Source organism: Pantoea allii, from assembly GCF_002307475.1.
GTDB lineage: Bacteria > Pseudomonadota > Gammaproteobacteria > Enterobacterales > Enterobacteriaceae > Pantoea > Pantoea allii.
Genome location: NZ_NTMH01000029.1, coordinates 1 through 23950, shown reverse-complemented (window position 1 = coordinate 23950; position 23950 = coordinate 1). Strand labels below are relative to the sequence as shown.

The 23950-nt window shown below is 54.2% G+C and carries 18 protein-coding genes; 6 read left to right on the top strand and 12 right to left on the bottom strand.

What is annotated here, in order from left to right; all coding sequences use genetic code 11:
* Window positions 1–96 precede the first annotated feature (96 nt).
* From CMR03_RS09320 to CMR03_RS09310, 3 genes are read right to left on the bottom strand one after another with little or no spacing between them, the layout of a single operon-like run.
* On the bottom strand, window positions 97–1083 hold the full coding sequence (locus CMR03_RS09320) for a nucleoside hydrolase (RefSeq protein WP_096011370.1): 987 nt from the start codon (window positions 1081–1083) through the stop codon (window positions 97–99).
* An 8-nt stretch (window positions 1084–1091) separates the two neighbouring features.
* Entirely contained in the window at window positions 1092–2117 is a 1026-nt protein-coding gene (locus CMR03_RS09315) for a LacI family DNA-binding transcriptional regulator (RefSeq protein ID WP_096011392.1), read from the bottom strand.
* A 46-nt stretch (window positions 2118–2163) separates the two neighbouring features.
* The gene (locus CMR03_RS09310) at window positions 2164–3558 is read right to left on the bottom strand and encodes an MFS transporter (RefSeq protein WP_063878299.1); all 1395 of its coding nucleotides are present in this window, start codon (window positions 3556–3558) and stop codon (window positions 2164–2166) included.
* A 585-nt stretch (window positions 3559–4143) separates the two neighbouring features.
* On the opposite strand from CMR03_RS09310, the gene CMR03_RS09305 reads away from it, so the two are divergent.
* Window positions 4144–4698: a histidine phosphatase family protein gene (locus CMR03_RS09305; protein ID WP_096011369.1), complete on the top strand. Its 555-nt coding sequence runs from the start codon at window positions 4144–4146 to the stop codon at window positions 4696–4698.
* On the opposite strand, the gene CMR03_RS09300 is transcribed toward CMR03_RS09305, so the two are convergent.
* Entirely contained in the window at window positions 4695–5645 is a 951-nt protein-coding gene (locus CMR03_RS09300) for a beta-propeller fold lactonase family protein (RefSeq protein WP_096011368.1), read from the bottom strand. The two genes, CMR03_RS09305 and CMR03_RS09300, sit on opposite strands and share 4 nt — an antisense overlap.
* A gap of 503 nt (window positions 5646–6148) precedes the next feature.
* On the opposite strand from CMR03_RS09300, the gene CMR03_RS09295 reads away from it, so the two are divergent.
* From CMR03_RS09295 to CMR03_RS25000, 3 genes are all read left to right on the top strand, one after another.
* Window positions 6149–7162, top strand: coding sequence for a glycosyltransferase family 32 protein (locus tag CMR03_RS09295; RefSeq protein ID WP_063878296.1), 1014 nt, complete (start codon window positions 6149–6151; stop codon window positions 7160–7162).
* A gap of 204 nt (window positions 7163–7366) precedes the next feature.
* On the top strand, window positions 7367–9658 hold the full coding sequence (opgB, locus tag CMR03_RS09290) for a phosphatidylglycerol--membrane-oligosaccharide glycerophosphotransferase (protein ID WP_096011367.1): 2292 nt from the start codon (window positions 7367–7369) through the stop codon (window positions 9656–9658).
* Window positions 9659–9909: 251 nt separating this feature from the next.
* On the top strand, window positions 9910–10755 hold the full coding sequence (locus CMR03_RS25000; RefSeq protein ID WP_141248561.1) for a CCDC90 family protein: 846 nt from the start codon (window positions 9910–9912) through the stop codon (window positions 10753–10755).
* Window positions 10756–10776: 21 nt separating this feature from the next.
* Here CMR03_RS25000 and CMR03_RS09280 read toward each other — a convergent pair whose 3' ends face one another.
* The 3 genes from CMR03_RS09280 to CMR03_RS09270 form a co-directional block, all read right to left on the bottom strand.
* The gene (locus tag CMR03_RS09280) at window positions 10777–11484 is read right to left on the bottom strand and encodes a GNAT family N-acetyltransferase (RefSeq protein WP_096011366.1); all 708 of its coding nucleotides are present in this window, start codon (window positions 11482–11484) and stop codon (window positions 10777–10779) included.
* Between the two features lie 148 nt (window positions 11485–11632).
* A complete protein-coding gene (locus CMR03_RS09275; protein ID WP_096011365.1) occupies window positions 11633–12157 on the bottom strand; it encodes an RcnB family protein in 525 nt (174 codons plus the stop codon).
* Between the two features lie 131 nt (window positions 12158–12288).
* The gene (locus CMR03_RS09270) at window positions 12289–13431 is read right to left on the bottom strand and encodes a serine hydrolase domain-containing protein (protein WP_096011391.1); all 1143 of its coding nucleotides are present in this window, start codon (window positions 13429–13431) and stop codon (window positions 12289–12291) included.
* A gap of 467 nt (window positions 13432–13898) precedes the next feature.
* Here CMR03_RS09270 and CMR03_RS09265 point away from each other — a divergent pair, with 467 nt between their 5' ends.
* On the top strand, window positions 13899–14567 hold the full coding sequence (locus tag CMR03_RS09265; protein ID WP_096011364.1) for a YecA/YgfB family protein: 669 nt from the start codon (window positions 13899–13901) through the stop codon (window positions 14565–14567).
* Window positions 14568–14805: 238 nt separating this feature from the next.
* Here CMR03_RS09265 and CMR03_RS09260 read toward each other — a convergent pair whose 3' ends face one another.
* The 4 genes from CMR03_RS09260 to CMR03_RS09245 form a co-directional block, all read right to left on the bottom strand.
* Entirely contained in the window at window positions 14806–15516 is a 711-nt protein-coding gene (locus CMR03_RS09260; RefSeq protein WP_096011363.1) for a FadR/GntR family transcriptional regulator, read from the bottom strand.
* Window positions 15517–15602: 86 nt separating this feature from the next.
* Complete coding sequence (locus CMR03_RS09255; protein WP_096011362.1) at window positions 15603–17000, bottom strand: MFS transporter; 1398 nt, start codon at window positions 16998–17000, stop codon at window positions 15603–15605.
* Between the two features lie 142 nt (window positions 17001–17142).
* Window positions 17143–18174 carry an L-idonate 5-dehydrogenase gene (idnD, locus tag CMR03_RS09250; protein WP_096011361.1) on the bottom strand — a complete coding sequence of 344 codons (1032 nt, stop codon included), beginning with the start codon at window positions 18172–18174 and terminating at the stop codon, window positions 17143–17145.
* A gap of 42 nt (window positions 18175–18216) precedes the next feature.
* Entirely contained in the window at window positions 18217–18984 is a 768-nt protein-coding gene (locus CMR03_RS09245) for an SDR family oxidoreductase (protein WP_096011360.1), read from the bottom strand.
* Window positions 18985–19309: 325 nt separating this feature from the next.
* Between CMR03_RS09245 and CMR03_RS09240 the strand changes: the two genes are divergently transcribed.
* A complete protein-coding gene (locus tag CMR03_RS09240) occupies window positions 19310–20563 on the top strand; it encodes an enolase C-terminal domain-like protein (RefSeq protein ID WP_063878287.1) in 1254 nt (417 codons plus the stop codon).
* Window positions 20564–20801: 238 nt separating this feature from the next.
* Here the strand turns inward: CMR03_RS09240 and CMR03_RS09235 are convergent.
* Window positions 20802–23950 (bottom strand): beta strand repeat-containing protein (locus tag CMR03_RS09235; RefSeq protein ID WP_096011359.1); only part of this gene is annotated, 3149 nt, incomplete at its 5' end.

Here is a 23950-nt window from a genome sequence, read left to right as displayed (position 1 = left end):
CGCAATTGTCAGGCAGTGGATCAGGCTGTAAGAAAGCATGTCTGACGAGGGAGAGAAGAGGAACGGAAAGAGGACAGGCGACGTATCGCCTGTGGGTTAGCCGGGGAGTTGGTTAAAAGCGTGCTCAATGATTGACAGCAGGAGCGCATTGTCAACGCTGTGCAGAACGTGCACCCGCGCGCCGCTGTCAGGTGGAATCCCGACGTCCAGCCGCAGGGGCTGACGGTAGCGCCAGGTTTTACCGCGCGTGGCGCCCGGACGAAGCTCAATATCGACGCGGTAATCCGTTCCCCATGCCACGCGCTGGTTAAGCAGCCAGGCGACAACCAGCGCATCATGAATCCAGCATCCGGCCAGGTGGCGAGTCTGCATCGAATACGCGATCCAGGGCTGCAAGGTATCATGCACAAAGCGCGTCAGCGGATGATCCCGACGGGTGATGCGTGTCAGATCGTCCTGCGTCAGCAGGGTTTGCGTGGTGACATCCATCGGCACCAGGGTTATGGCTGCACCGCTGTGCAATACCTGATGTGCAGCGTCGGGATCGATGCCAAAATTAGTGTCTTTGATGTAATCTTCCAGAGCAAAAACACCGCCCATAATCACGATCTCTGCCACGGATTCCGCCATGGCGGGGAAACGCTGCATCGCCAACGCCACATTGGTCAGGGGACCAATCGCAATCAGGGTAAACTCGCCTGGGTTATCACAGATGAGTTGCCCCATCGCCTGCGCGGCATCCATTGCATCCGCCTGTAGCGCCGCAGGCTGAGGTACGCCCTGCCATAATGACATCAGGCCAAGCTGTTCAACCCGTTTGTCCAGCACCTCACGCCAGGGAGCAGGATCTTCATGCAATGCCTGACGGGCACCCTGCACCACAGGAATCGCCGATCCCAACCGCGCGACCAAATCTTTGGCGACGCGAGCACCCACTTCGCTCGGTGTATTCCCTGCAACGGTGGTGATTAACTCTAACGACAGCCCTGGTGAGGCTAATGCCAGAGAAAGTGCCAGGCCGTCATCCGTATTCGCCCCGGCAATCCCATTCCCCGGATCACAATCAATAATCAGTCTTTTCATTATTTGGTTTATAAACTCTGGCCTGATGGCCGACAGCCACAAGATTCACCAATTTCAAGATGGTGCGGAAACGCTTCGATGCGCGCCTCGCCATTCCACTCTTTCAACATATGGATAGCGCAGCGGGCCATATCTTTTACCGGCTGGCGCACCGTCGTTAAGGCCGGGACATGGTAGGCAGACTGTCCTGTGCCGTTAAAACAGACCAGCGCTACGTCCTCCGGCACGCGAATGCCATGCTGACTAAAAGCACGGATACAGCCAATAGCCTGGCCTTCATTGCTGGCAAACAGCGCGCGGGGAACCTGTTGGTGATGGATCATGCGTAGCGCGGCCTGATAACCGCCCTCACGGGTATAAGTCGCAGGGAAAATCCGTGACTCATCAACCGGCAGATCGTGTGCCTGCATCGCGTCACGCCAGCCCTGAATACGATCCTGAGCATTAAGCATATCCAGCGGTCCGCTAATCATGCCGACCTGCTGATAACCATGGCTCAGTAAATGTGAGCACACCTGAAAAGCCGCTTGTCGCTCATCAACCCGCAGCATGCTGACGCCCGGCTGGGCTTCAACCCGATCGAGCATTACCAGCGGTGTCCCGCTGGCTTTGATGATATCGATGAAAGGATGGCGATCGACGCTGTTATAAAACAGGCCGTCAACCTGGCGGTTCAGCAGCCCCTGAATCAGCTCCAGTTCCCGCTTGCGAACGTCGCCTGCATCGCCAAGCAACATCACGTGACCGTGATTCAGCGACTCCTGCAGCAACATATGCGCCATGGACGCGACAAAGGGGTTACTGATGTTCGGCACCACCAGACCAAAGGTTTTGGTGTTGCCTGACGCCAGGGCACGGGCGGCGGCATTGGGGCGATAGCCGGTCTGTTCAATCGCGGCCAGCACGCGCTGTCGGGTTGCGTCCGCCACAGGGCGCGGCCCGTTATTAATGACGTAGCTCACTACCGCGACCGATGTCCCGGCGGCTTTTGCAACGTCGCTGCGCGTCACAGTGGTTTTTATCTGTTTCGCCACTTCGCCCTCCTCATCTATTGCCGCCTGCTGTGTAACATCATTTTTTTCAGATGGCATCCTCTGGCAGATTCAGATCGCGCCCGCGCGTTTCCGGTGCCACAAAGGTGGTCAGGAAACCAATGGAAGCCATCACCGAGAAATAGATCGCGATGGACCACCAGTGCCCGGTGTACGAAAGCATCGCTGCCGCCACCAGGGGTGCGGTGCCGCCAGAAATAATTGAGCCCAGCTCTTTCGCGACCGCCATCTTGGTATAACGGTGATTCACCCCGAACAGCTCTACGCCCCAGGCCGCCTGTACGCCAAAGATGCCCAGTGAAGCCAGCGCCATGCCCACCACGATAACCGGGATGACAATCGCCGGCTCTCGGGTGTCCAGCAGCGTAAAGGCAGGCCAGGCATAGATCATCAGTAGCAGGCAAAATACCCGATAAACGATCCGGCGACCAAAGCGATCTGACAGCCAGCCGGCCAGTGGGATAATCAGGAAGCCGAGCAGTGAGGCAATAAACACCGCCGTCGTGGGCACGGATTTATCGACCATCAAGACCTTAGCGACATACCCGACGATAAAACCCTGCGCCAGATAAGAGGGGCCGTTTTCGCCAATACGCAAGCCGACCATAGTCCAGAACGCGCGGGTTCGCTGAAAGAAGGGCCGTGTATCCACGCCAGGCTGCTGTGCGGCGATAACCTCAGCGCGCTCAACAGCCCATTGCGCTTTCTTGCGCTCGAACACGGGAGTTTCACGCAGGTTACGGCGAATCCACAGCGCCACCAGGGCGATCACGGCGCTGCTCAGGAACGGAATACGCCATCCCCATTCCAGCAGGCTTTGTTTGTCCATCTGCACCACCAGCAACCACACCAGCGAAGCCAGCAGCGTACCGCTGTTAGAGCCGAGTGCAATCACCGAAGACACCAGACCACGACGCTTAACCGGGGCATATTCCCCCAGCATAACAGTACCGCCGGAGAGTTCTGCGCCTGCGCCAAACCCCTGACTGAAGCGTAGCAAAACCAGACAGGCAGGCGCCCAGATACCAATGGAAGCATAGCTGGGAATCAAGCCGATTAAGGTTGTGGACGCCCCCATCAGAATAATGGTGGTCACCATGACGACTTTGCGGCCTTTACGATCGCCGAGCCAGCCAAAAAATAAGGCACCAATGGGACGGGCAATAAAGCCAACTGACCAGGTCGCAAAACTGGCCAGCAGCGCCATAGTCGGCGTTTGTTCAGGAAAGAAAACGTCACCAAAGATAATGCCAGCGGCCAGGCCATAGAGTGCGAAATCCGCATACTCCATTGCCGTTCCTAACCAGCAAGAAACCGTCGCGCGCCAGAAGTCTTTGCGGCCGGCTGAGGTGTTAAACCGCTCATCTGCGGCGGAGGTAGAAGGCTGTGATGCCTGCTGCGTAACGGAATGCTGTGCCGTCATAAACGCTGTCCCTTGAAAATATGCAGTTCGATAAATGCCATTCCGAGAGACGGTTCCCTGACTACAAGCAGAACGCCCCGGTGGCGACATTCAGTTGGCTAACCATGATGAAAGGAAAGTTAAAGATTCCCTGGTGTTGGAATCCGCAGTATCGCGAGCTTCGCCGCTGTATATTTCAGCGGTCGTATAAATCTGGCGAATGTAACTTGTTCCTCGATCGGCCTACCGTGCATCGAGCACCGAGAGCAATCACTGGAAGCTAGTGTATCTACGCGCGTAGATAAATCAATAGCTATTCGGAAAATTTGTTAGATTTTCTTTAGTATCAAGTTTCGCTAATATACCGTTTTCAACGCAAAATCAGGTGGTTAATCACGACCTGACGCACAGAAAAACAGCATAAAAAGGTACCAGGTTCACTTTTCTTTTAACATTAAGCCAAACTGGCTGTCAGAATCTTTCATCGCCTGCTGTTGTCGCACATCGGTATGACTGGCAGATGACAACAGACACAACGATTGCCACAGAATCCAACCTCAGCTATACCTGACTGGCGCGTAAACTGGAGAAAGCCGTTAAACCATTATGACCATTATCCTGATGCGGCACGGTAAACCTGACCACCCTTTTGCCCGGCGCTTAAGCGCACAGGGGCTGGCGGACTGGTGCGAAGCCTATGATCTTTCGCTGGTCAGCGACGGGCCGCCGGATCGCAGCATCAACATCGCCAGCAAAGCGGCGGTTGTCGTCTGCAGTCCTTTACCTCGCGCCCACTCTTCGCTGGAGCGCCTGGGGCTGCGCCCTCATCACGTTGATGCGCTGTTCAGTGAAGTCGGCATTCCTTTACTGCGGGCGGACCGCCTCCAGTTGCCGACCTTTGTCTGGCAGGCCATCCTGCGCGCCATGTGGTTTTGTGGCTATGCGGGTGAAACCGAGTCGCTACAGCATGCCCGCGCCCGTGCCTCACGTGCCGCAGACAGGTTGATCGTCCTGTCGCAGCAGGGCACCGTTCTGCTGCTGGGCCACGGCATTATGAATAAAATGATTGCCCGCGAACTGCGCAAACGCGGCTGGCAAGCAGAGAAACACGCCAGCAGCCGACACTGGAGCTCGGCCATTTACCATCGCCCTTTTATCTAGCCGATTTGAAAGTAACTTAGCGTTTCATAGCCCGCGCCCACATCAGTGGTCGCTATGACCGTCTTCTGCGCCAGGTCAATGACACTCAGGGTCTGGTTATCAGCATGGGTAATCAGTAACCGTTTCTTATCCGGGCTGAAACAGCCATCCAGCGGCTGACGAGTCAGGGCTACCTGCCCCACAGGATTCAGCAACTCATCAAAAAGCGTCACGATCGGCTCCTGATGCCCGATTGCCATCAAATAGTCACCATCCGGGCTAAAGCGAACCTTCTGGCAGGGCTGCTGATGGCCGGGAAGCGCCAGCCGTTGGCGGATGCGATGGCTTTGACGATCGACCACGTAAAGCAGCGGCACATCGGCTGCGCTGGCGATGAGATAAGGATGCTTGGGGGATGCAGTAAGACCCGAAACCGGGCCGGGCATCAGGATGGTATCAATTACCCGCCCTTCCGCCTCACATAAGTCCACCACGGTTATGGTGGCGTCCTGCTCATTGTCGGTAAACAGTTTGCGCCCGCTGGGAGAAAGCGTCAGGCGGTGAGTATTATCAAGCGGAACAGGAATGGTCTTTTCAACACGATGCGTTTGCGGATCGATGACCACCACCGCCGTAGGATTTTCACAACAAAGGTACACTTTGCCGTCGCGCCCCAACTGACCACTGTGCGGCGCTTTTGACGGCGACAGGTCGATATACGCGTTGATCGCCCGCTGCCGTAAATCAATCACCGCCACTTTATGGCCCGGATGCGGCAATTCTCCGCCCATATCGTCGCCGTACAGGGGAAGAAAAGCTTTCTCCCAGGGAGCCAGCATCAGCAGCTCGTGCAGGCGCGTGGGAATAACCTCCACGGCCTGACTCACCGCAAAGGTATCGGGATCAAGGAACAGCGCACGTCTGGTTTGTCTGTCAATCGCCAGTAATCCTCGAGATTCAAACGGCATGTCATCTCCTTTTTATCTGTATAGCTAAAGCGTAGACAATGACTGTCAGGCTGCGCGCATCGGCAAATTGGTTAACTGTGCTGAAGGGTTGTTTTCATCTCGATTCAGCATTCTGTTTCTTATCCGTCCACTGTTTATCCGTTTTATGACAAAAAAATTAAGGACGATGTTCTCCGTCGATTTTGCCATAGCGGAATAAAACATTAGCGTGAATAAATATTTATTTTTATGTCAGGCTGACGCTTATTTCCGTTTTATCCTAAAGTTCTTATCAGGAATAGCGGATTGTTGAATTATGTTCTATTAAATAAAGAGGTCGCGGCCGCTCACGTCCGTGCGTGTCACCCCTCGCGGCCCGCCACCGTAGTACCACCAGGAAAAGACAATAAAAACGGTGCAGCACAGTGTGATGTCTGTGTTGATCTCAGTTTATATACGGGTTAGCAGCTAACCCTTTATTTGCCGACTGGCGAAAACACAATAATCAAAATAACAGGTGAAACATGAATTCACACCGCCGTTCCTTGCATCACCTCTGGCGTCAATGGGAAAAACTTGCTTTCACCAGCCGCATGCTATGGACGATGAGACAACATCGGGCCGTGAGTGCGCCCGAATACGATCCGGCACTGGAACAGGACGTGGTGCTGATGTCCGTGCCAAAGGCGCTGCCTGCCATTGCCAAACAAGTGTGGATGTACTGGCCCGGCGACCGTGTGCCTGCCTCCGTGGCGCTTAACGTCAGTAACATTCGCCGCGATAATCCGGATCATGAAATCCATCTGCTCACGCCTCAGAGTCTGGGACAATGGCTGCCGGATCTGCAGTTTGTTTCTTCCGATCTCACGCAGGACCTGAAAAGCGACATCATCCGGCTGGAGCTGTTGTTACGCTACGGCGGCATCAGCATCGATTGTAATACTCTGCTGTTTGACGATCTCACCTGGGTCCATCAGGCGCAAAGTGACCGCCCGATGGATGTGGTCGGTTATTATCGCCAGCAGTGCACCGATAATCCGCTCAGGCCGGTGATTGAAACCGGTTTTATCGCCGCTCCCGCCCAAAATCCCTTTATCCGGGAATGGTTGAAACAGCTGGCGCCGGTAAAATATGTCGGAAGACAAAACTACCTGCTGGAGCTGATGAAGCGCAGTGACTTCCCTGCTGTACGACAAAATTTACGTCAGCCGGGTGAAGAACTGCTGGCGCTGGCCCATCAGTTAGCAATGGATGAGCATCGCCGTGTGAATACGCTGCTACGTAAAGCGGAAGCCAGCGCCGGGTATTACCAAAGCGTGCACGCCGGCAACAGCACGGCATGTGTGCGTTGCGTCTTATTCCAGCAGCGCCCGCTTACGCCGCCACCGGTCATCAGGCTGAGTGACAGCGATCGCGCGCACCTCGATTTCAACCTGCGGCTCCGGTTTTACAATCGGGCCAGCCTGGTCGGGGAAGCCCTGCACAGCAGCCTGTCCTCACCGGCCAGGCTCTCTGCCCCACTGGAACAACGCGCCTGATCCGTCCAGAGCCTGGCCAGTTTCATCCGAAATCGCCAGGCTCGCCAGCTCTTCGGGACAGCCTGCTTGCCTGCAATGTGAATCCGCTACCAAATCCGCGCAGAGAGGTTGCAGCCAGATGACAGCCACTATAGATTGAGCCAAAAATCCATGAAAATGTCCCCTTTGAGAAGAGACATGTTCATTTCATAAGAGGATTTGACGTTGTCCGAATTCGTGTCAGTTATACTTTTTCTGACCGCGATTGCTGTTTATTCCTGTAAAGCAGGCCGAAACAGAATCTGGTTTTACCTCACATTATTCTTACTGATGCTGTTTGTGGTGCTCAATGCCACGCTGTTTGCCAGCAATTATTTTACCGGCGATGGCATTACCGACGCGGTGGTTTATACCTTAACCAACAGCCTGACCGGTGCCGGCCTGAGTAAATACGTCGTGCCTGCTCTTGGTCTTATCACCGTCCTGTTTTTGCTGTTTTGCGCCTTATCATGGCTGCTGCGCCGCCGCGAGCGGCCCTTTCATTTTGGCTGGAGCCTGCTGGCTTTCGCCTGTGCCGCCGGCGCGATACAAACAACCCCGGCTTTTCAGCAGGTCAGCTCACTCATTACCTCGCACTCACTGCGCGAAAACTCTGACTTTAGCGCCCTTTATAAGGTGCCCAAAAAACGCATTGAACAGCCTGCGCTGAACGTCGTTTATATTTACGCTGAAAGCCTGGAGCGGACCTACTTCGACCAGATTGCCTTTCCCGGACTGGCCCCCGAGCTGAGCCGGGAGAAAGAGCAAAGCATCGATTTCAGCCAGACAGAACAACTTCCCGGTACCGATTACACGATTGCGGGCATGGTGGCATCAATGTGCGGAATTCCTCTTTTTGCCCCTTTCGACGGCAACGCTTCCGCCTCCCTTTCCAGCTTTTATCCACAAAACGTTTGCCTGGGGGATATTTTAAAAAACTCCGGTTATGAAAACTGGTTTATCCAGGGCGCGGACCTGCGCTTTGCGGGTAAAGATGTCTTTTTGCGCTCTCACGGTTTTGACCCCGCACATATGTATGGATCGCAGGAGCTCAAAGACAAGGTCAGCGATCCGGCTTATCGAAATAACTGGGGTTATTACGACGATACCGTGCTGGATGAGGTGTTTGAAACCTATGAGGCACTTTCACGTCAGCAGACACGTTTTGCCCTGTTTACGCTCACGGTGGATACCCATCATCCCGATGGATTTATTTCCCGGAGTTGCCAGCGCAAAAGTTACAGCTATGCGGGCAAGCCAAACCAGTCGTTCAGTGCGGTGTCCTGCTCGCAGGAACATATCGCCCGATTAATCGCCCGCATTAAAGCGTCGCCCTGGTTTAAAAACACCGTGATTGTGGTGGCGTCGGATCATCTGGCCATGAATAACACGGCGCATCCGTTCCTGATCACGCATCCCCGTCACGATCTGTTCATGGTGATTCGCGGTGACCAGCCACAGTCAGAGGTGATTGATATGAAGCGCAGTACGCTGGATAACGGCGCGACGCTGCTGGATATCCTGGGCGGCGATAATGCGATAGGTTTGGGACGCAGCAGCCTGTCAGCGGTGTCACTATCGAGCCAGTTTGAGGATATGAAAACCAAAGTGCTGAGCTGGAAAGCCAATATCATTCAGCTGTGGAATTTCCCCAAAAAGATCGACAGCGTTACCCTTGACCAGACCAACAATATGTTCAGCTTTTCCGGCACCAGCTTTACGTTACCCATCCTGTTGCGCGTCACGGATAAGCATGTGGAGCCACTGCCGGAAGGCGAATATTCAGCGCCTTTACGCTACCAGTTGGCCGACTTTGCGGCGGCAGAAAAGTTTGTCTGGGTCGATCGCTGTTTTAAAATTGCGCGTATCTGGCAACCGGCGCTTGCTCTGTCGGGCGACTGGTGCCTGGCGATGGGCCAGCTCGCGGGGCATCCTTCCGTCACGCGCATCGATAAACCCCAGTGGAAAGGCAAGGTGCAGTTCCCGGCAGATAGCCTGAACGATGCCAGTTATCAGCATGCTGTGGCGCAGCTTCGCCTCGAAGACAATGCGATTCGTTATCACGCCGACAGCTTTCTGTTCGCGCTTCCCGGCGCACCGGAAAGCGTGAAGCAGTTCAGCGGCATTTCCCGTCCAGAGTCCTGGGGACGCTGGTCAAATGCCAACCTCGCCCCGGCGGTGACGATTGAGTTCGTTAACCCCTTGCCCGCTAAATTCGATCTGGTGATAACCGCTCGCGCCTATGGTCCGAATGCGCACCGGCCAACAACCGTTCGCGTGGGTGATACGCAGCAACGGTTAACGCTGGGTGAGCAGACGTCAACCCAGACGCTGCGTTTTGATAATGCCCACGGCAGCTCTCGGTTAACCCTTATTCCGCCGGAACCGCAGCTCAGCAATCTTAACAACATCCCCGGTCAGGACCCGCGCAAACTTGGCATCGGTCTGGTCGAGTTAAAGGTTGTGCCCGTTCCCTGATGCTTCTCCACCACAGCCGTTAACCACAGCAGTGAGCGCCAGCCTCTTCCACAGCCGATTAAACAGGCTGTGTAAGAGAGGCAGACTGATGACGCATTTTTTGCGTACCGCCCCGCAAAATGATGCAAACTACTCGTTTAACTAATTGATATATTAAGATTTAATACGCAATATAGTCTTTCCCTTCTGTGACTACACCGCTTCTCCTGACATGATGTGCTCATGGTGTGATGAAACGGGAAAACGCATGAATGACACTCGCAATGATGAATACACACAAAGCATTTAAACGTTTACAACGAGCAGGCATCAACGATCGCCAGGCAGAAGCGATGGTGGCTATTTTTTCTGAACTACAGCAGGACAATGCCCTTTCGCGGGCCGATGTCATGCGGGCTTTTCAGTTTCAAAATCAGCATATTATGATGTTAAGCACGCAGTTGAAGAAAGCGGAGTCCGACCTCAGAACCGAAACAGGCGATGTTGCGAAAGGTGTAGAAGTCCTTCAGACGGATAACGATGTATTCAGGGCGGATATTGTTGAACTCAAAACCGACGTCGCTGAACTCAAGACGGATGTTGCTGAACTTAAGACAGACGTGACTGAACTCAAGACGGACGTGGCTGAGCTCAAGACAGACGTTGCTAAACTCAAGACAGATGTGGATGAACTCAAGACAGACGTTGCTGAGCTAAAGACAGACGTCGCTGAACTTAAGAAGGACGTGGCTGAACTCAAGACGGATGTTGCTGAGCTCAAGACAGACGTTGCTATACTCAAGACAGACGTGGCTGAGCTCAAAAAGGACGTGGCTGAACTCAAGACAGACGTCGCTGAACTTAAGACAGACGTGGCTGAGCTCAAGACAGACGTGGCTGAACTCAAGACAGACGTCGCTGAACTTAAGACAGACGTGGCTGAGCTCAAGACGGACGTCGCTGAACTTAAGACAGACGTGGCTGAGCTCAAAACGGACGTCGCTGAACTCAAAACGGACGTAGGCAATCTAAAAAACGATATGTGCTGGGTCAAGCGCCTGATGATGGTCATGACCACCACGCTGCTCATGGCGACCATGAAATATATGCTTGTCTGAACGTTTCCCGCGACTCAGGCCTTAGCCGCGTAAGGTTTCTAGCTTTTCACGCTGCTGTCCATCGGGAGTAAAGTTAGCTTCTGCCAGCCAGCGCGTCAGGCCGTTTTTGACGTGTGGCCATTCACTGTCGATGACAGAAAACCAACAGGTATTGCGCGTGCGACCTTTATAAACCCGCGCCTGACGAAATTCACCTTCATAACGAAACCCTAAACGAAGCGCGGCCCGGCGTGAGGGCAGATTGCAACTGTCACATTTCCACTCATAGCGCCGGTAGCCAAGTTGCTCAAAGGCGTAACGCATCAACAGAAAATGCGCTTCGGTCGCCATTCTTGTCTGCTTTAGCAAGCGGGAAAAGGTGACATATCCTACTTCCATCGCCCCATTTGCCGCATCGATACGCATCAGCGACAACGTACCGACGGCCTGACCGGTTTCAACATCAATGACGCTGAAATGCAACGGGTCCCGGCTCTCCTCCATTGTACTGGCATGGGCTAACCAGGCGGCTTCATCATTAAACGGTCCCTCAGAAAGGTAGGTCCAGTCACGGCCATCTTCGGCTAACGACCAGGCCTGCCAGAGCGCATGCGCATGCGCAGCGACACTAAAAGGTTCCAGACGGCAAACCTGCCCCTGAAACACCTCACGCTGAGGTAAAGTACGTGGCTGCCAGTCAGGCAGCGATTGCCCTACCGGTTGACCATACTGATTGACGTGCTGTGACATTTGGCCTCCTTCTGTGCGGTTAGTAAAAATACGTTGCCATGTTGCAGAGAGGTTGAGAAGTCACCACAGATAAAAAACAGACAGAAAAAAGAAAACGGCCTCTTAATGAGGCCGTTGAAGCGATTCCTGCTGACATAACGCCGCAGGATTATCCGCGGAAGAAGATATCGCCAGATTTACCCATAACGATCTTACCGGTGTCGTTGGTGATCAGAATGTAATTGGCATTGATATAAGCCCAGTGCGTATCTGGCTGAGGCGCAGGCAAGTTGCGTTTCTGCCACTCAGTGATGGTGTAAGTCTTGCTCCGATACTTGTCTGGCACGGTATCACCGATTTTATGCTCTTTATAATCGATGATAATGGTGCTGAGATCGTAATTCGGCTTACCCGGATTGCCAGCTGACTGCGAAGGCGTTGTTGGGGTAATACCGTCATTGGAGTCAGAACTCATCGGTGCCTGCGGCTGGGCAGGTGCGTTGCCAGGCTGGGCGGTGCCCGCACCAGGTTGCGCGTTGTTATCGCCAGGCTGAGCAGCGGGATCGGCTGGCTGAACCTGCGGTGGCGGTGGCACGTTATCGGTGGTTTCACCCGCAGCCTGGGCCGCGGGAATCAGGCTCAGCGAGCCGAACAGTAAACCAGCTGAAATAAAAGCAATTTGAGTCCTGCGCATAATAATTTCCACATTGAATTGATTTTAATAACAGTAGACTACTCTGAAGACAATCTAAACAGGGTTGCGGTTCCGTCACTCATAAAGGTAAGTGTAAGGAATCACGACTCATTCCGGACCCAACCTATACCTTACCTGTCTTTCTCTGCCAGGTTAAGCAGCAATGTGATACCAAGATAGTTACTCCAGTTAAACGCGTTTTGCAGGACCACGATGGCATTGCCAGCCTGCCTGTCAAAGCCAATAAAGGCAGAATAACCACCAATATAACCGACCTGATAAGTCACATTTTTTCCTGCCAGCCTGTCTGTTACCCAGGCAATGTTCTGCGTCTGCGAGCCCTGCTGATACACGCCTTTATTGACCTCTGCAAAAGCCCGGTTGAGCGCAGGATCGGCGACGGCGGTGAGATGTGCACGCAGATAGACGCTCAGATCCCGTGCGTTACTGTAAAGGCTGCCAGCCGCGACCATATTACGATGGAAACGCCAGTCCGGGGTAAGGTCACCGCGCGGGATAAACTTTGGCTGATCGCCAGCATGACCTAACGCGCGCGTGGCAAAACCGCTTAACCGTTCAGGCACAAAGCCGGTGTTATTCATTCCCAGGGGTCGGAAAATTCGTTGGTGGGCCAGCGTTTCAATATCATTGTGGCACCGTTCTCGCAAAATATAGCCCAGCAGCGCATAGCCAAGGTTAGAGTATTGCGGCACCCGCTGACGCGGGGCAGAAAAATCGGCCAGGTATTCCAGCACCGCATCACTATCCAGGTTGCCATAAAAATTCTGACCGCTATGCAGATAGCCAATAAACTGCATAAACATCGGCAAATCCATATCCTGACGCGGCAGACCGGACGTATGGGTCACCAACTGTAACAACGTGATATGGCGTGCATCCTGACTTAACCTGACGTCAGAGGGCAGTAAATCGGCCAGTGTGTCATTCCAGTGCAGTTGGCCTTCGTTAACCTGTTCGATAATGACTTCTGCGGTCACGCCTTTACTCAGTGAGCCGAGCGCAAATAAGGTATCAGGCGTAATCGGATAGCGATGTACGTCATCGGTGACGCCAGCGCTGTAAAACAGGGTCGGATTGTGATGGTGGATAATGGCGATGCTGATGCCGGACACCTGTTTGCGCTGCATATAATGGCGCACCAGATCGTCCAGGTTGTCATGGAAGTCGCTGTGCGTCAGATAAAGCCTGTCGCCTGTCGGCGCAGAAGTTTGCGACAGCGTTCCGCAGGCGGCTAACAACAGCGTACAGATTATCAGCATAGCGCTGCGCTTAAACAGACGGCTGCATCCGCTCAACAGGCCGGATAACCTCCGGGTTTTATACTCTTTTCTGGTCACTCACTCGCGCCCATCTTATTGTTGTTATCAGGCACTGACGAACGTTCATATCAGCATCATGCCGGCGTATACCGCGGTGCTTATATCGGCACGACGTAGCCGAATCTTTATGCCTCTGATGATGCTTTTCAGGCAACAGGTTGTCGCCTGATACAAACCTCCGTCAGAGAAACGAAGCAGGCTAGCGCCAGATAACCCCGATCGTGCAGCAAAGCGCGTTGCAGGTCGCGGAGAGTAACATAGCGGGTGAGGTAATGCCTCTGCCGAGTCTGTTGCCGCTCAGGGCAATCTGACGACGCTGCCATTAGCGCAATAAGCGTGTACACTGCGCGTTTTTACACGCAGTAAATTTTCTGCTGCACCAGATACGCCCGGAGATACCCATGAAAGAAGGCCCGTTAAGCGAAAAAGAGCTGCAATGGCTCGAAGATATGCTGGAAAAATACGGCAGTGAAGCGTCGATTCTTGACGTCTCAGAACTGGACGGCCTGCTTACCGCCGTGCTTTCAGGCCCAACAACGGTAGAACCCAGCCGGTGGTTAATTGCGCTCTGGGGCGGCGAAAAACATATTCCTAAATGGAGTAATGAGCGTGAAATGACGCGCTTTATGGAACTCAGCTTTCAGCATATGAATGACATTGCTGACCGCTTATCTGAGTTTCCGGAACAGTTTGAACCGCTGTTTGGCGTACGCGAAATGGAAGGGCTGGAATTTACCGTGGTTGAAGAGTGGTGCTACGGCTACATGCGTGGCGTGGCATTAACGGACTGGTCTGCGCTTCCCGCGGCGCTTCAGACGTCACTGGACGCTATCGCCTTACATGGTCTCGAAGAGAACCTGGAAAAGGTGGATGCACTCACGCCAGAAGAAATGGAAAGCAGCATTGATGCGATTTGCCCTGCCGCGCTGGCGCTTCATGATTACTGGATCTCACAGCCAGAAGCCATTCCACAGATACAGCAGCCGATAACGGCGGAAAAACAGCCGGGCAGGAACGATCCCTGCCCCTGTGGCAGCGGTAAAAAATACAAGCAGTGCTGTCTGCATTGATCGACGAGGGAGCCTGTTGGCTCCCTTTTTTATTCTGCTGATCCGTGCTGAATAACACCTTGCCATCCTGATCGGCACGCCTTCATCCCTGAACGCGTCACGCAATGACCGTGGCGTGGCCGGTGATAAACGGACAGGCAGAGCACAAGATAAAAGCACAAAGCAGCCGGTGAATCTTGTTTTCCTGTCCTCACCCGACGGACAGCGAGATAGCCTTAGCCGCACAAAAACGTGCGTCCTAATGACCTTCCTCTTTTTTAATCATCTCTATCGCGACCACGTTATGTTTCATCGCCTCGTTAAGCACTTGTACCGCCGAGGAGGCGTCACGGTTTTTAATCGCCATAAACACTTTGATATGTGTTTCAACGCTTTCAAGCGTGATGCCCAGTGAGCGATTCAGCTCCTCAAGATAATAGTAATAAATATCTTTAATGGACTTCATCACGTTGTAAAACACACTGTTATGAGAGGCACGGATAATCGCCAGATGAAAGTCGTAATCCGCTTCCGAGTACTTCTTATAATCGCCTTTGTTGATGAGCATATTATTGAGCGCGTGCTCCAACAGGCCGATATCCTCTTCCGTCGCGTGTTCCACGGCCAGCTCAACACATTTAAACTCAACGGTCTGGCGAAAGACCATCATGTCGTTAAACGCTTCCCGGCTCAGATGCATTAACGGTCTGGCGTTATTGTTGAGCATGTGCGGCGAAAAGTCTTCACACACATAGCTGCCGCTGCCCTGACGCGTAATCACAATGCCGAGATCGCGCAGGCGTTGGACCGCACTCCTGATACTGACGCGGCTTACATTAAAAGAGTGCGTCAGCTCCGCTTCAGAAGGCAAACGCGTGCCTGCAGACCAGCTACCGTCCAGTAGCCTGGCCTTAATTTGCTCGAACACTTCGTTAACGACGTTCTGTTTCTGAATGGATTTTATGCTCACAACACTGTCTCATATGATGTCCTACATGACGCCATTCTATCTCATGCGTTACAACAAAGTCCTGCGCTAACACCCAGCCCCAGACATCACTCGCCGCTTCCTGCCCGGAGCGTGGGGGCAATGTGCTGACGACCCGCAGGTACGCCGCCTGACGCATCAGCCTCCACGGTAAGATCCCGATCGGCCACCTCAGGCATAACCAGTGATGCCACCAGACCAATACAGGAATAGCAGATCAACATGACCGCAATCGGATACCATGAGCCCGTGAGCTGGCAGAAAATGCCAGCCAGCAGCGGCCCTAATCCGGTGGCAAACAGCCCTCCGATTTCCTTCGAGATAGCCATCTGAGCAAAACGGTTTCTGGAACCAAACATCTCCGCCATGGTGATCCCTTCAATCGCAGCCTGGCCTAATACGGCGATGTTGTGGATCACGATCAGGCAAACCATGATGGTACTGACGGACTGCGCTTTATCGACGATCAGCGAAATCATCGGGTAAGCCAGAATAATCGAGCCCAGCGTCAGTATGCGGTAGGGAATTCGACGCCCTATCCGGTCTGACAGCCAGCCGATAAGGGGAATGGACAGAAAACCAATGACCGAACTCACCATGATGGCATCAGTGGGAACCGCCTTGTTGAACAACAGCGTCTGGACCATATAACCCGCCAGAAAGGTCTGAATGATGCCTGAGTTACCCGCCTGACCAAATCGCAACCCGGTAGCAATCCAGAAGGCTTTGCCCTTCATTAACGGGAAAACGGACTGGCTTGGCTGTTCGTGGGGCTTAACGGTGGCGGATTGGGCGACATTTTCAAACACCGGGCTTTCTTTCAGGTTAAAGCGCAGCCAGATAGCAAAGCCCATCACCACGAAACTGGCCAGGAAAGGAATGCGCCATGCCCAGGCAATCACGTCGTCATTGGTGAAGAAGAAAAACATGGCCGCCCAGATTGCCGTTGCACTCAAGGTACCGCAGTTGGTTCCCATCGCAACCAGCGAGGCGATAATGCCCTTTTTACCTTTAGGTGCATATTCAGCCAGCATCGTGCTGGCACCTGATATTTCTGCACCGGCGCCTAAACCCTGAATAATACGCAGTGCGACCAGCAGTAAGGGCGCTAAAATGCCCACCTGCTGATAGGTCGGTAATACGCCAATTAAGGTGGTACTCACGCCCATTAAGGCGATAGTAATAAACAGGACTTTTTTACGGCCAACGCGGTCGCCCATTTTACCAAAAAAAACGGCCCCGACGATTCGTGCAATATAACCGGCACCGTAGGTTCCCATTGCCAGAATCAGCGCCATTGCACCGGACTGTTCGGGAAAAAACACTTCATGAAAAACTAATGCCGCACCAAGAGAATAGAGCTGGAAATCCATAAACTCTAACGTTGTACCCAGCCATCCTGACACGGAGGCCCTGACAAGATCAGACGTATTACGTTTGGTGGTGTTGGTATTTGAATGACTCATGCTTTCACCCTGAGGTCGACGATGCGTTAACAGACCATTAAATGACAGGCGAGCGCCGCTCACGCGAGCGTGAGCTTATTTTCACCCGCGATAATTACTGCTGTTTTTTAGCCACAGTCATGACGACTTGTTTTAGTGTCTTTTATGAAAACTGAACTAATACTTTTGAATGCTGCGTTTTATCACTGGCCGCATTTAATGCCGCCTCAATATCGTGATAGTCATAATGACCGGAGAGAATTGGACGCGGATCGATAATGCCTTTTTCCAGCCATTTAACCGCAACGTCAAATTCATCAATAAAGCGGAAGGAGCCTTTCCAACTTATTTCTTTTACCAGCATCTGTGCCACAGGAAAATTAAGCGGACTTTTTCCCATGCCTATTTGAACCACAACGCCACCTGGTCGCGTCACCAGAATACTGGATTCAATCGCCGCTTCTGCGCCGCTGGCTTCCAGCGTGACGTCAAAATATCCCCGGTTTTCACCGTAGCGGGCAACGGCGGCCTGATCGCTTGCATCCACCGCCGCGTCCGCCCCCATTTCCACCGCAATACGGCGGCAACGCTCGCTCAGATCAAACGCCACAATCTCTGCCGCGCCGGAAGCTCTTGCCGCCGCAATCGCTAATGCGCCTATGGGGCCCGCGCCCATCACCAGCACCTTTTTACCCACGATGCTGCCTGCCACATTGAGCGCATGGATCACTACCGCCGTTGGCTCGGCAACGGCCATGACGCTGGACGGAACCTGCTCATCGTACGCCACGCACTGTTGCGCAGGCACCACGACATACTGTGCAAATCCCCCGTTTACATGCGGGGTAAACTGGGCGCTCCCCATAAACCGCATGGTGGCGCAGGCATTCTGCTTACCTGCCCGGCAATACTCACACCGCCCACAGGGCTGAGAGGGATTAATCGCGACTTTTTGCCCTGGCTGTAGCGGCGAGGCGGCCGGGGCATGAAAAATGCGCCCTACAAATTCATGACCAATCACCAGCGGTTGTGTGATCACCGATAATCCGGCGCGCCCTTCGTGGTAATAGTGAATATCAGAGCCGCAGATACCGCCGCATTCCACTTTCACAACGACATCATCATCCGAATATTTCAGCTCGCGCTGTTCAACCACAATCTCTTTTTTGCCCTTTGCCACACAGGCATGAGTCATTACGCTATGCACATCTTTTTCCTCTTCTCGGGTCAATGAGGCTTACAACACAGCCAGCCAGCCGCCATCCACGTAAATAATCTGACCATTGATATAATCTGAGGCGGGCGATGAAAGAAAAACGGCCGTACCGGCCACTTCTTCGGGTCGTCCCCAACGCTGCGAAGGGTTGCTACTTTTCACCCAACTGTCGAACTGGGCATCATTGACCAGCGCACTGTTCATATCCGTCAAGATGTAGCCCGGCCCAATCGCATTGGTCTGGATATTAAACTGCGCCCATTCGGCAGCCATTGAGCAGGTCAGCATCTTAATGCCGCCCTTGGCGGCGGTATAAGGTGCGACGGTTGGTCGAGCCGCCTGGCTGGTCAGCGAGCCGACATTAATGATTTTTCCGCCACGGTTACGGGCGATCATGCGTTTTGCCGCCGCGCGAGACACCAGAAAGGCGCTGGTCAGATTGGTATCAATCACCTTTTGCCAGTTTTCCAGTTCCAGCTCCAGCATGGGTTTGCGGTACTGAATCCCGGCGTTATTAATTAAGATATCGACCGCGATCCCCTGCTCGTCCAGACTGGAGAACGCCTCTTCTATGGCACTTTCACTCGTGACATCGAATACCATTCCGGTTACGCCAAAGCCTTTATTGGCGAGCTGTGCCACGGCGTCAGTCAGAACGGCTTTACGCGTACCGTTCAAAATAACCTGCGCGCCGGCAGCGGCCAGCGCTTCCGCGTAGGCAAAACCCAGCCCCCGGGAGGAACCGGTTATTAAGGCCGTTTTACCGGTCAGGTCGAACATTGCAGTCATGGTTCACCTTTAAATATGTATGACAACTATCTTATTAAGGTGAATTTACGAGCAGATTAAATCAATACACAATGCGTGTTTATGAGGCGCGCATCACAAAGCATTAACAAAAAACTCAGCTAACTGATTGTATAATATTAATATAAACATAAATTATTTACAGAAAGGTGATTCAGTCGATCGCTGTCACAAAAACGGCAGGACAAAAATGAAATCGGCAAGCTTTGTGATAAAAAGAACATGTTGTATGACAACATACCTTTGAGCCGTGAGCAGCAGCGATGAGTACGGTGGCGGCTAATGTTCTGAAAATTAAGGAGCTATTGTGAGTAATCTGTTTATCACCAACGTGAAAACAATTTTGACTGCGCCGGGCGGAATCGATCTGGTGGTGGTTAAAATCGAAACCAATGAGCCAGGGTTATATGGTTTGGGCTGCGCCACCTTCACGCAACGCATCTATGCCGTGCAAAGTGCCATTGACGAGTACCTTGCCCCGTTTCTGATTGGTAAAGATCCCGCCAGGATCGAAGATATCTGGCAGTCCGCCGCCGTGAGTGGCTACTGGCGTAACGGTCCGGTAATGAATAACGCCCTTTCCGGCATTGATATGGCGCTATGGGATATCAAAGGTAAGCAGGCCGGCCTGCCGGTTTATGAGCTGCTGGGCGGGAAATGTCGCGACGGTATCGCGCTCTATGTGCACACTGATGGCGCAGATGAAGCCGAAGTGGAGGACAGCGCACGCGCCAAAATGGAGGAAGGTTATCAGTATATTCGCTGCCAGATGGGCATGTATGGCGGTGCGGGTACCGACGACCTGAGGCTGATTGCCACCCGCATGGTGAAAGCGAAAAATATTCAACCCAAGCGCTCGCCACGTAACAAAGCGCCGGGGATCTATTTTGATCCAGAAGCCTACGCGAAAAGCATTCCACGCCTGTTTGATCATCTGCGCAATAAGCTGGGTTTCAGCGTGGAGCTACTCCATGATGCCCATGAACGTATTACCCCAATTAACGCGATTCATATGGCCAAAGCGCTGGAGCCTTATCAGCTTTTCTTCCTTGAAGATCCGGTGGCACCCGAGAATACCGAGTGGCTGAAAATGTTGCGCCAGCAATCTTCCACGCCGATTTCAATGGGCGAGCTGTTCGTCAATGTGAATGAGTGGAAGCCGTTGATCGACAATAAACTGATTGATTACATCCGCTGCCACATTAGCTCGATTGGCGGTATCACACCGGCGAAAAAAATCGCCATTTACAGTGAATTAAATGGGGTTCGCACCGCCTGGCACAGCCCCGGCGATATTTCACCGGTTGGGGTTTGCGCCAATATGCATCTGGATCTGAGCTCACCCAACTTCGGCATTCAGGAATACACGCCAATGAATGATGCGCTGCGTGAGGTATTTCCGGGCTGCCCTGAGGTTGAGCAGGGCTATGCTTATGTTAATGATAAGCCAGGTTTGGGTATAGATATTAATGAGGCGCTGGCGGCGAAATTCCCCTGTGAGGGCGGCAATCCTGGCTGGACGATGGCCCGCACCCCGGACGGCACCGTCTGGCGTCCCTGAATAATCATGTGTTTTTGCAGAGGCTCAGCATTGAGCCTTTTGCTTATCACTCCTGTTAATGGCCGGGTCAGGCACCACCGAAACAGGCCGGCCAATGAAGGTTTATCGTGTTCAGAAAAAGATAAATAACAGGCCGGATAACGATGCTCTGTTTTTTCAGGTTATTCTGCGTGCTGGGTAAAATACGCTGACATGCTTTTCCCCCAGGCAACACAATAATCCCTCCAGGCTAAGACGATTATTCTTCGGGTTTATTCACGATATTATTGTCTTCATCCATCTGATAAGGCATATCCGCTTCTATTCCCCCCTTTCCGGTTTTGGCAACCACACTGGTGTAACGCTTTCCATCCCAGCAGCGAAAAATCAGGGTTGAATTCTCCCCGGCCGTCAGCGTAGAGCCATTGCTCCCTATCAGTTTGCTGCGGCATCCCGCAGTAAGAATGCTGTTGATGCCCGCCGTCAACTTGCTTCGATCTCCCGCCATGAGTATGCATTCATTGCCTGCGGTCAGTTTGCTGCGATCGCCTGCGGTGAGATAACTGTTGTTGCCTGCCAGAAGCTTGCTGCGATCCCCGGCGGTTTGGGTGCTGTCTGCACCCGCGATCAGCTTGCCGCGCTCTCCAGCCATTTGCACACTGTCTGCCCCGGAGATTAATGTGCTGCGATAACCCGCCGTTTGTGAGCTGCCTTTTCCCGCAATCAGCATGCTGCGGTTGCCCGTGATCTGTGTACTTTCCGGGCCAGCAATCAACGAGCTTCGATGGCTGGCGATCTGGTTACTGCCATATCCCGCCGTTAAGCTACTGCGTCTGCCGGAAATCAGGCTGCTTCCGTAACCGGCGGTAAGTACGCTGCGAAGCCCGCTGATTAACGTACTGCCATAGCCCGCCGTCAGGAAGCTACGAATACCGCTGGTCAGCGTACTGCCGTAGCCTGCAATCAGGGAGCTGTCTGCGCCCGCCGTTGAGGTACTGCCGTAACCTGCCGTCAGCGTGCTGCTGTGTTCTGCCGTTTGCGTGCTGCCATAACCGGCTGTCAGCGTGCTTTGATAACCGGCAGTCTGGGTGCTGCCGTAACCGGCAATCAATGAGCTGTCATAACCGGCCATCGAGGTACTACCATATCCGGCAGTCAACGAACTCTCTTCCCGGGCAGTCTGCGAACTCCCGTAACCGGCCATCAGCGTACTTTTAAAACTGGCTGTCTGGGTGCTGCCATAACCGGCAATCAGCGAACTCTCATAGCCTGCCGTCGAGGTACTGCCGTAGCCGGTCGTCAGATCGCTATTCTCCTGCGCCGTCTGGGTACTGCCGTAGCCCGCCGTCAGAATGCTGTTGTAGCCCGCGGTCTGGGTGCTGCCGTAGCCCGCAATCAGCGAACTGTCTGCACCCGCCGTCGAGGTGCTGCCGTAGCCTGCCGTCAGATCGCTGCGCTCCTGCGCCGTCTGGGTACTGCCGTAACCGGCTGTCAGAATGCTGTGATAGCCCGCGGTCTGGGTGCTGCCGTAGCCCGCAATCAGCGAACTGTCATAACCCGCCGTCGAGGTGCTGCCGTAGCCGGTCGTCAGATCGCTGCGCTCCTGCGCCGTCTGGGTACTGCCGTAACCGGCTGTCAGAATGCTGTGATAGCCCGCGGTCTGGGTGCTGCCGTAGCCCGCGATTAACGAGCTGTCGTAACCCGCCGTCGAGGTGCTGCCGTAGCCGGTCGTCAGATCGCTGCGCTCCTGCGCCGTCTGGGTACTGCCGTAACCGGCGGTCAGAATGCTGTGATAGCCCGCGGTCTGGGTGCTGCCGTAGCCCGCAATCAGCGAACTGTCGTAACCCGCCGTCGAGGTGCTGCCGTAGCCGGTCGTCAGATCGCTCTGCTCCTGCGCCGTCTGGGTACTGCCGTAACCGGCGGTCAGGATGCTGTTGTACCCGGCAGTCTGGGTGCTGCCATAGCCCGCAATTAATGAGCTGTCGGCCCCGGCGGTTGAGGTGCTGCCGTAGCCGGTCGTCAGATCGCTGCGCTCCTGCGCCGTCTGGGTACTGCCGTAACCGGCGGTCAGGATGCTGTTGTACCCGGCAGTCTGGGTGCTGCCGTAGCCCGCGATTAATGAGCTGTCGGCACCGGCGGTTGAGGTGCTGCCGTAGCCCGTCGTCAGCACACTCTGCTCGCGCGCCGTCTGGGTACTGCCATAGCCCGCCGTCAGGCTGCTGTGATAGCTGGCGGTCTGGGTGCTGCCGTAGCCTGCAATGATTGAACTGTCGGCACCCGCCGTAGAGGTACTGCCATAACCCGCGGTGAGGTCACTGCCTTCTCGCGCCGTCTGGGTACTGCCATAGCCCGCCGTTAACACACTGTTGTAGCTGGCGGTCTGGGTACTGCCGTAGCCCGCAATCAGCGAGCTGTCGGACCCGGCGGTTGAGGTGCTGCCGTAGCCGGCGGTGAGATCGCTGCCCTCCTGCGCCGTCTGGGTACTGCCGTAACCGGCTGTCAGGATACTGTTGTACCCGGCGGTCTGGGTGCTGCCATAGCCTGCAATCAGCGAGCTGTCGGCACCTGCCGTAGAGGTACTGCCGTAGCCTGTCGTCAGCACACTCTGCTCACGCGCCGTCTGCGTACTGCCGTACCCCGCTGTCAGGCTGCTGTTATAGCTGGCTGTCTGAGTGCTGCCGTAGCCTGCAATGATTGAACTGTCTGAGCCCGCCGTGCCGGTACTGCCATAACCGGCGGTGAGGTCGCTGCCTTCTCGCGCCGTCTGGGTACTGCCGTAGCCCGCCGTCAACACACTGTTGTAGCTGGCGGTCTGGGTACTGCCATAGCCTGCAATCAATGAACTGTCTGACCCGGCTGTAGACGTACTGCCATAACCGGTGATGAGGTCGCTTTCTTTCTGCGCGGTCTGCGTACTGCCGTAACCCGCCGTCAGCGTGCTGCTGTAACCCGCAGTCTGGGTACTGCCATAGCCCGCGATCAATGAACTTTCATAACCGGCAGTCGAGGTACTGCCATAACCGGCGGTGAGATCGCTGCCCTTCTGCGCGGTCTGGGTGCTGCCGTAACCCGCCGTCAGCGAGCTGTCTTCGCCCGCCGTCTGGGTACTGCCGTAGCCCGCGATTAATGAACTGTCGGCCCCCGCCGTGCCGGTGCTGCCGTAACCGGCGGTGAGATCGCTGCCCTTCTGCGCGGTCTGCGTACTGCCGTAACCCGCCGTCTGGCTGCTCTCTTCCCCGGCCGTCTGGGTACTGCCGTAGCCCGCGATTAATGAACTGTCGGACCCCGCCGTACCGGTGCTGCCGTAACCGGCGGTCAGATCGCTGCCCTTCTGCGCGGTCTGCGTACTGCCGTAACCCGCCGTCAGCGAGCTGTCTTCGCCCGCCGTCTGGGTACTGCCGTAACCGG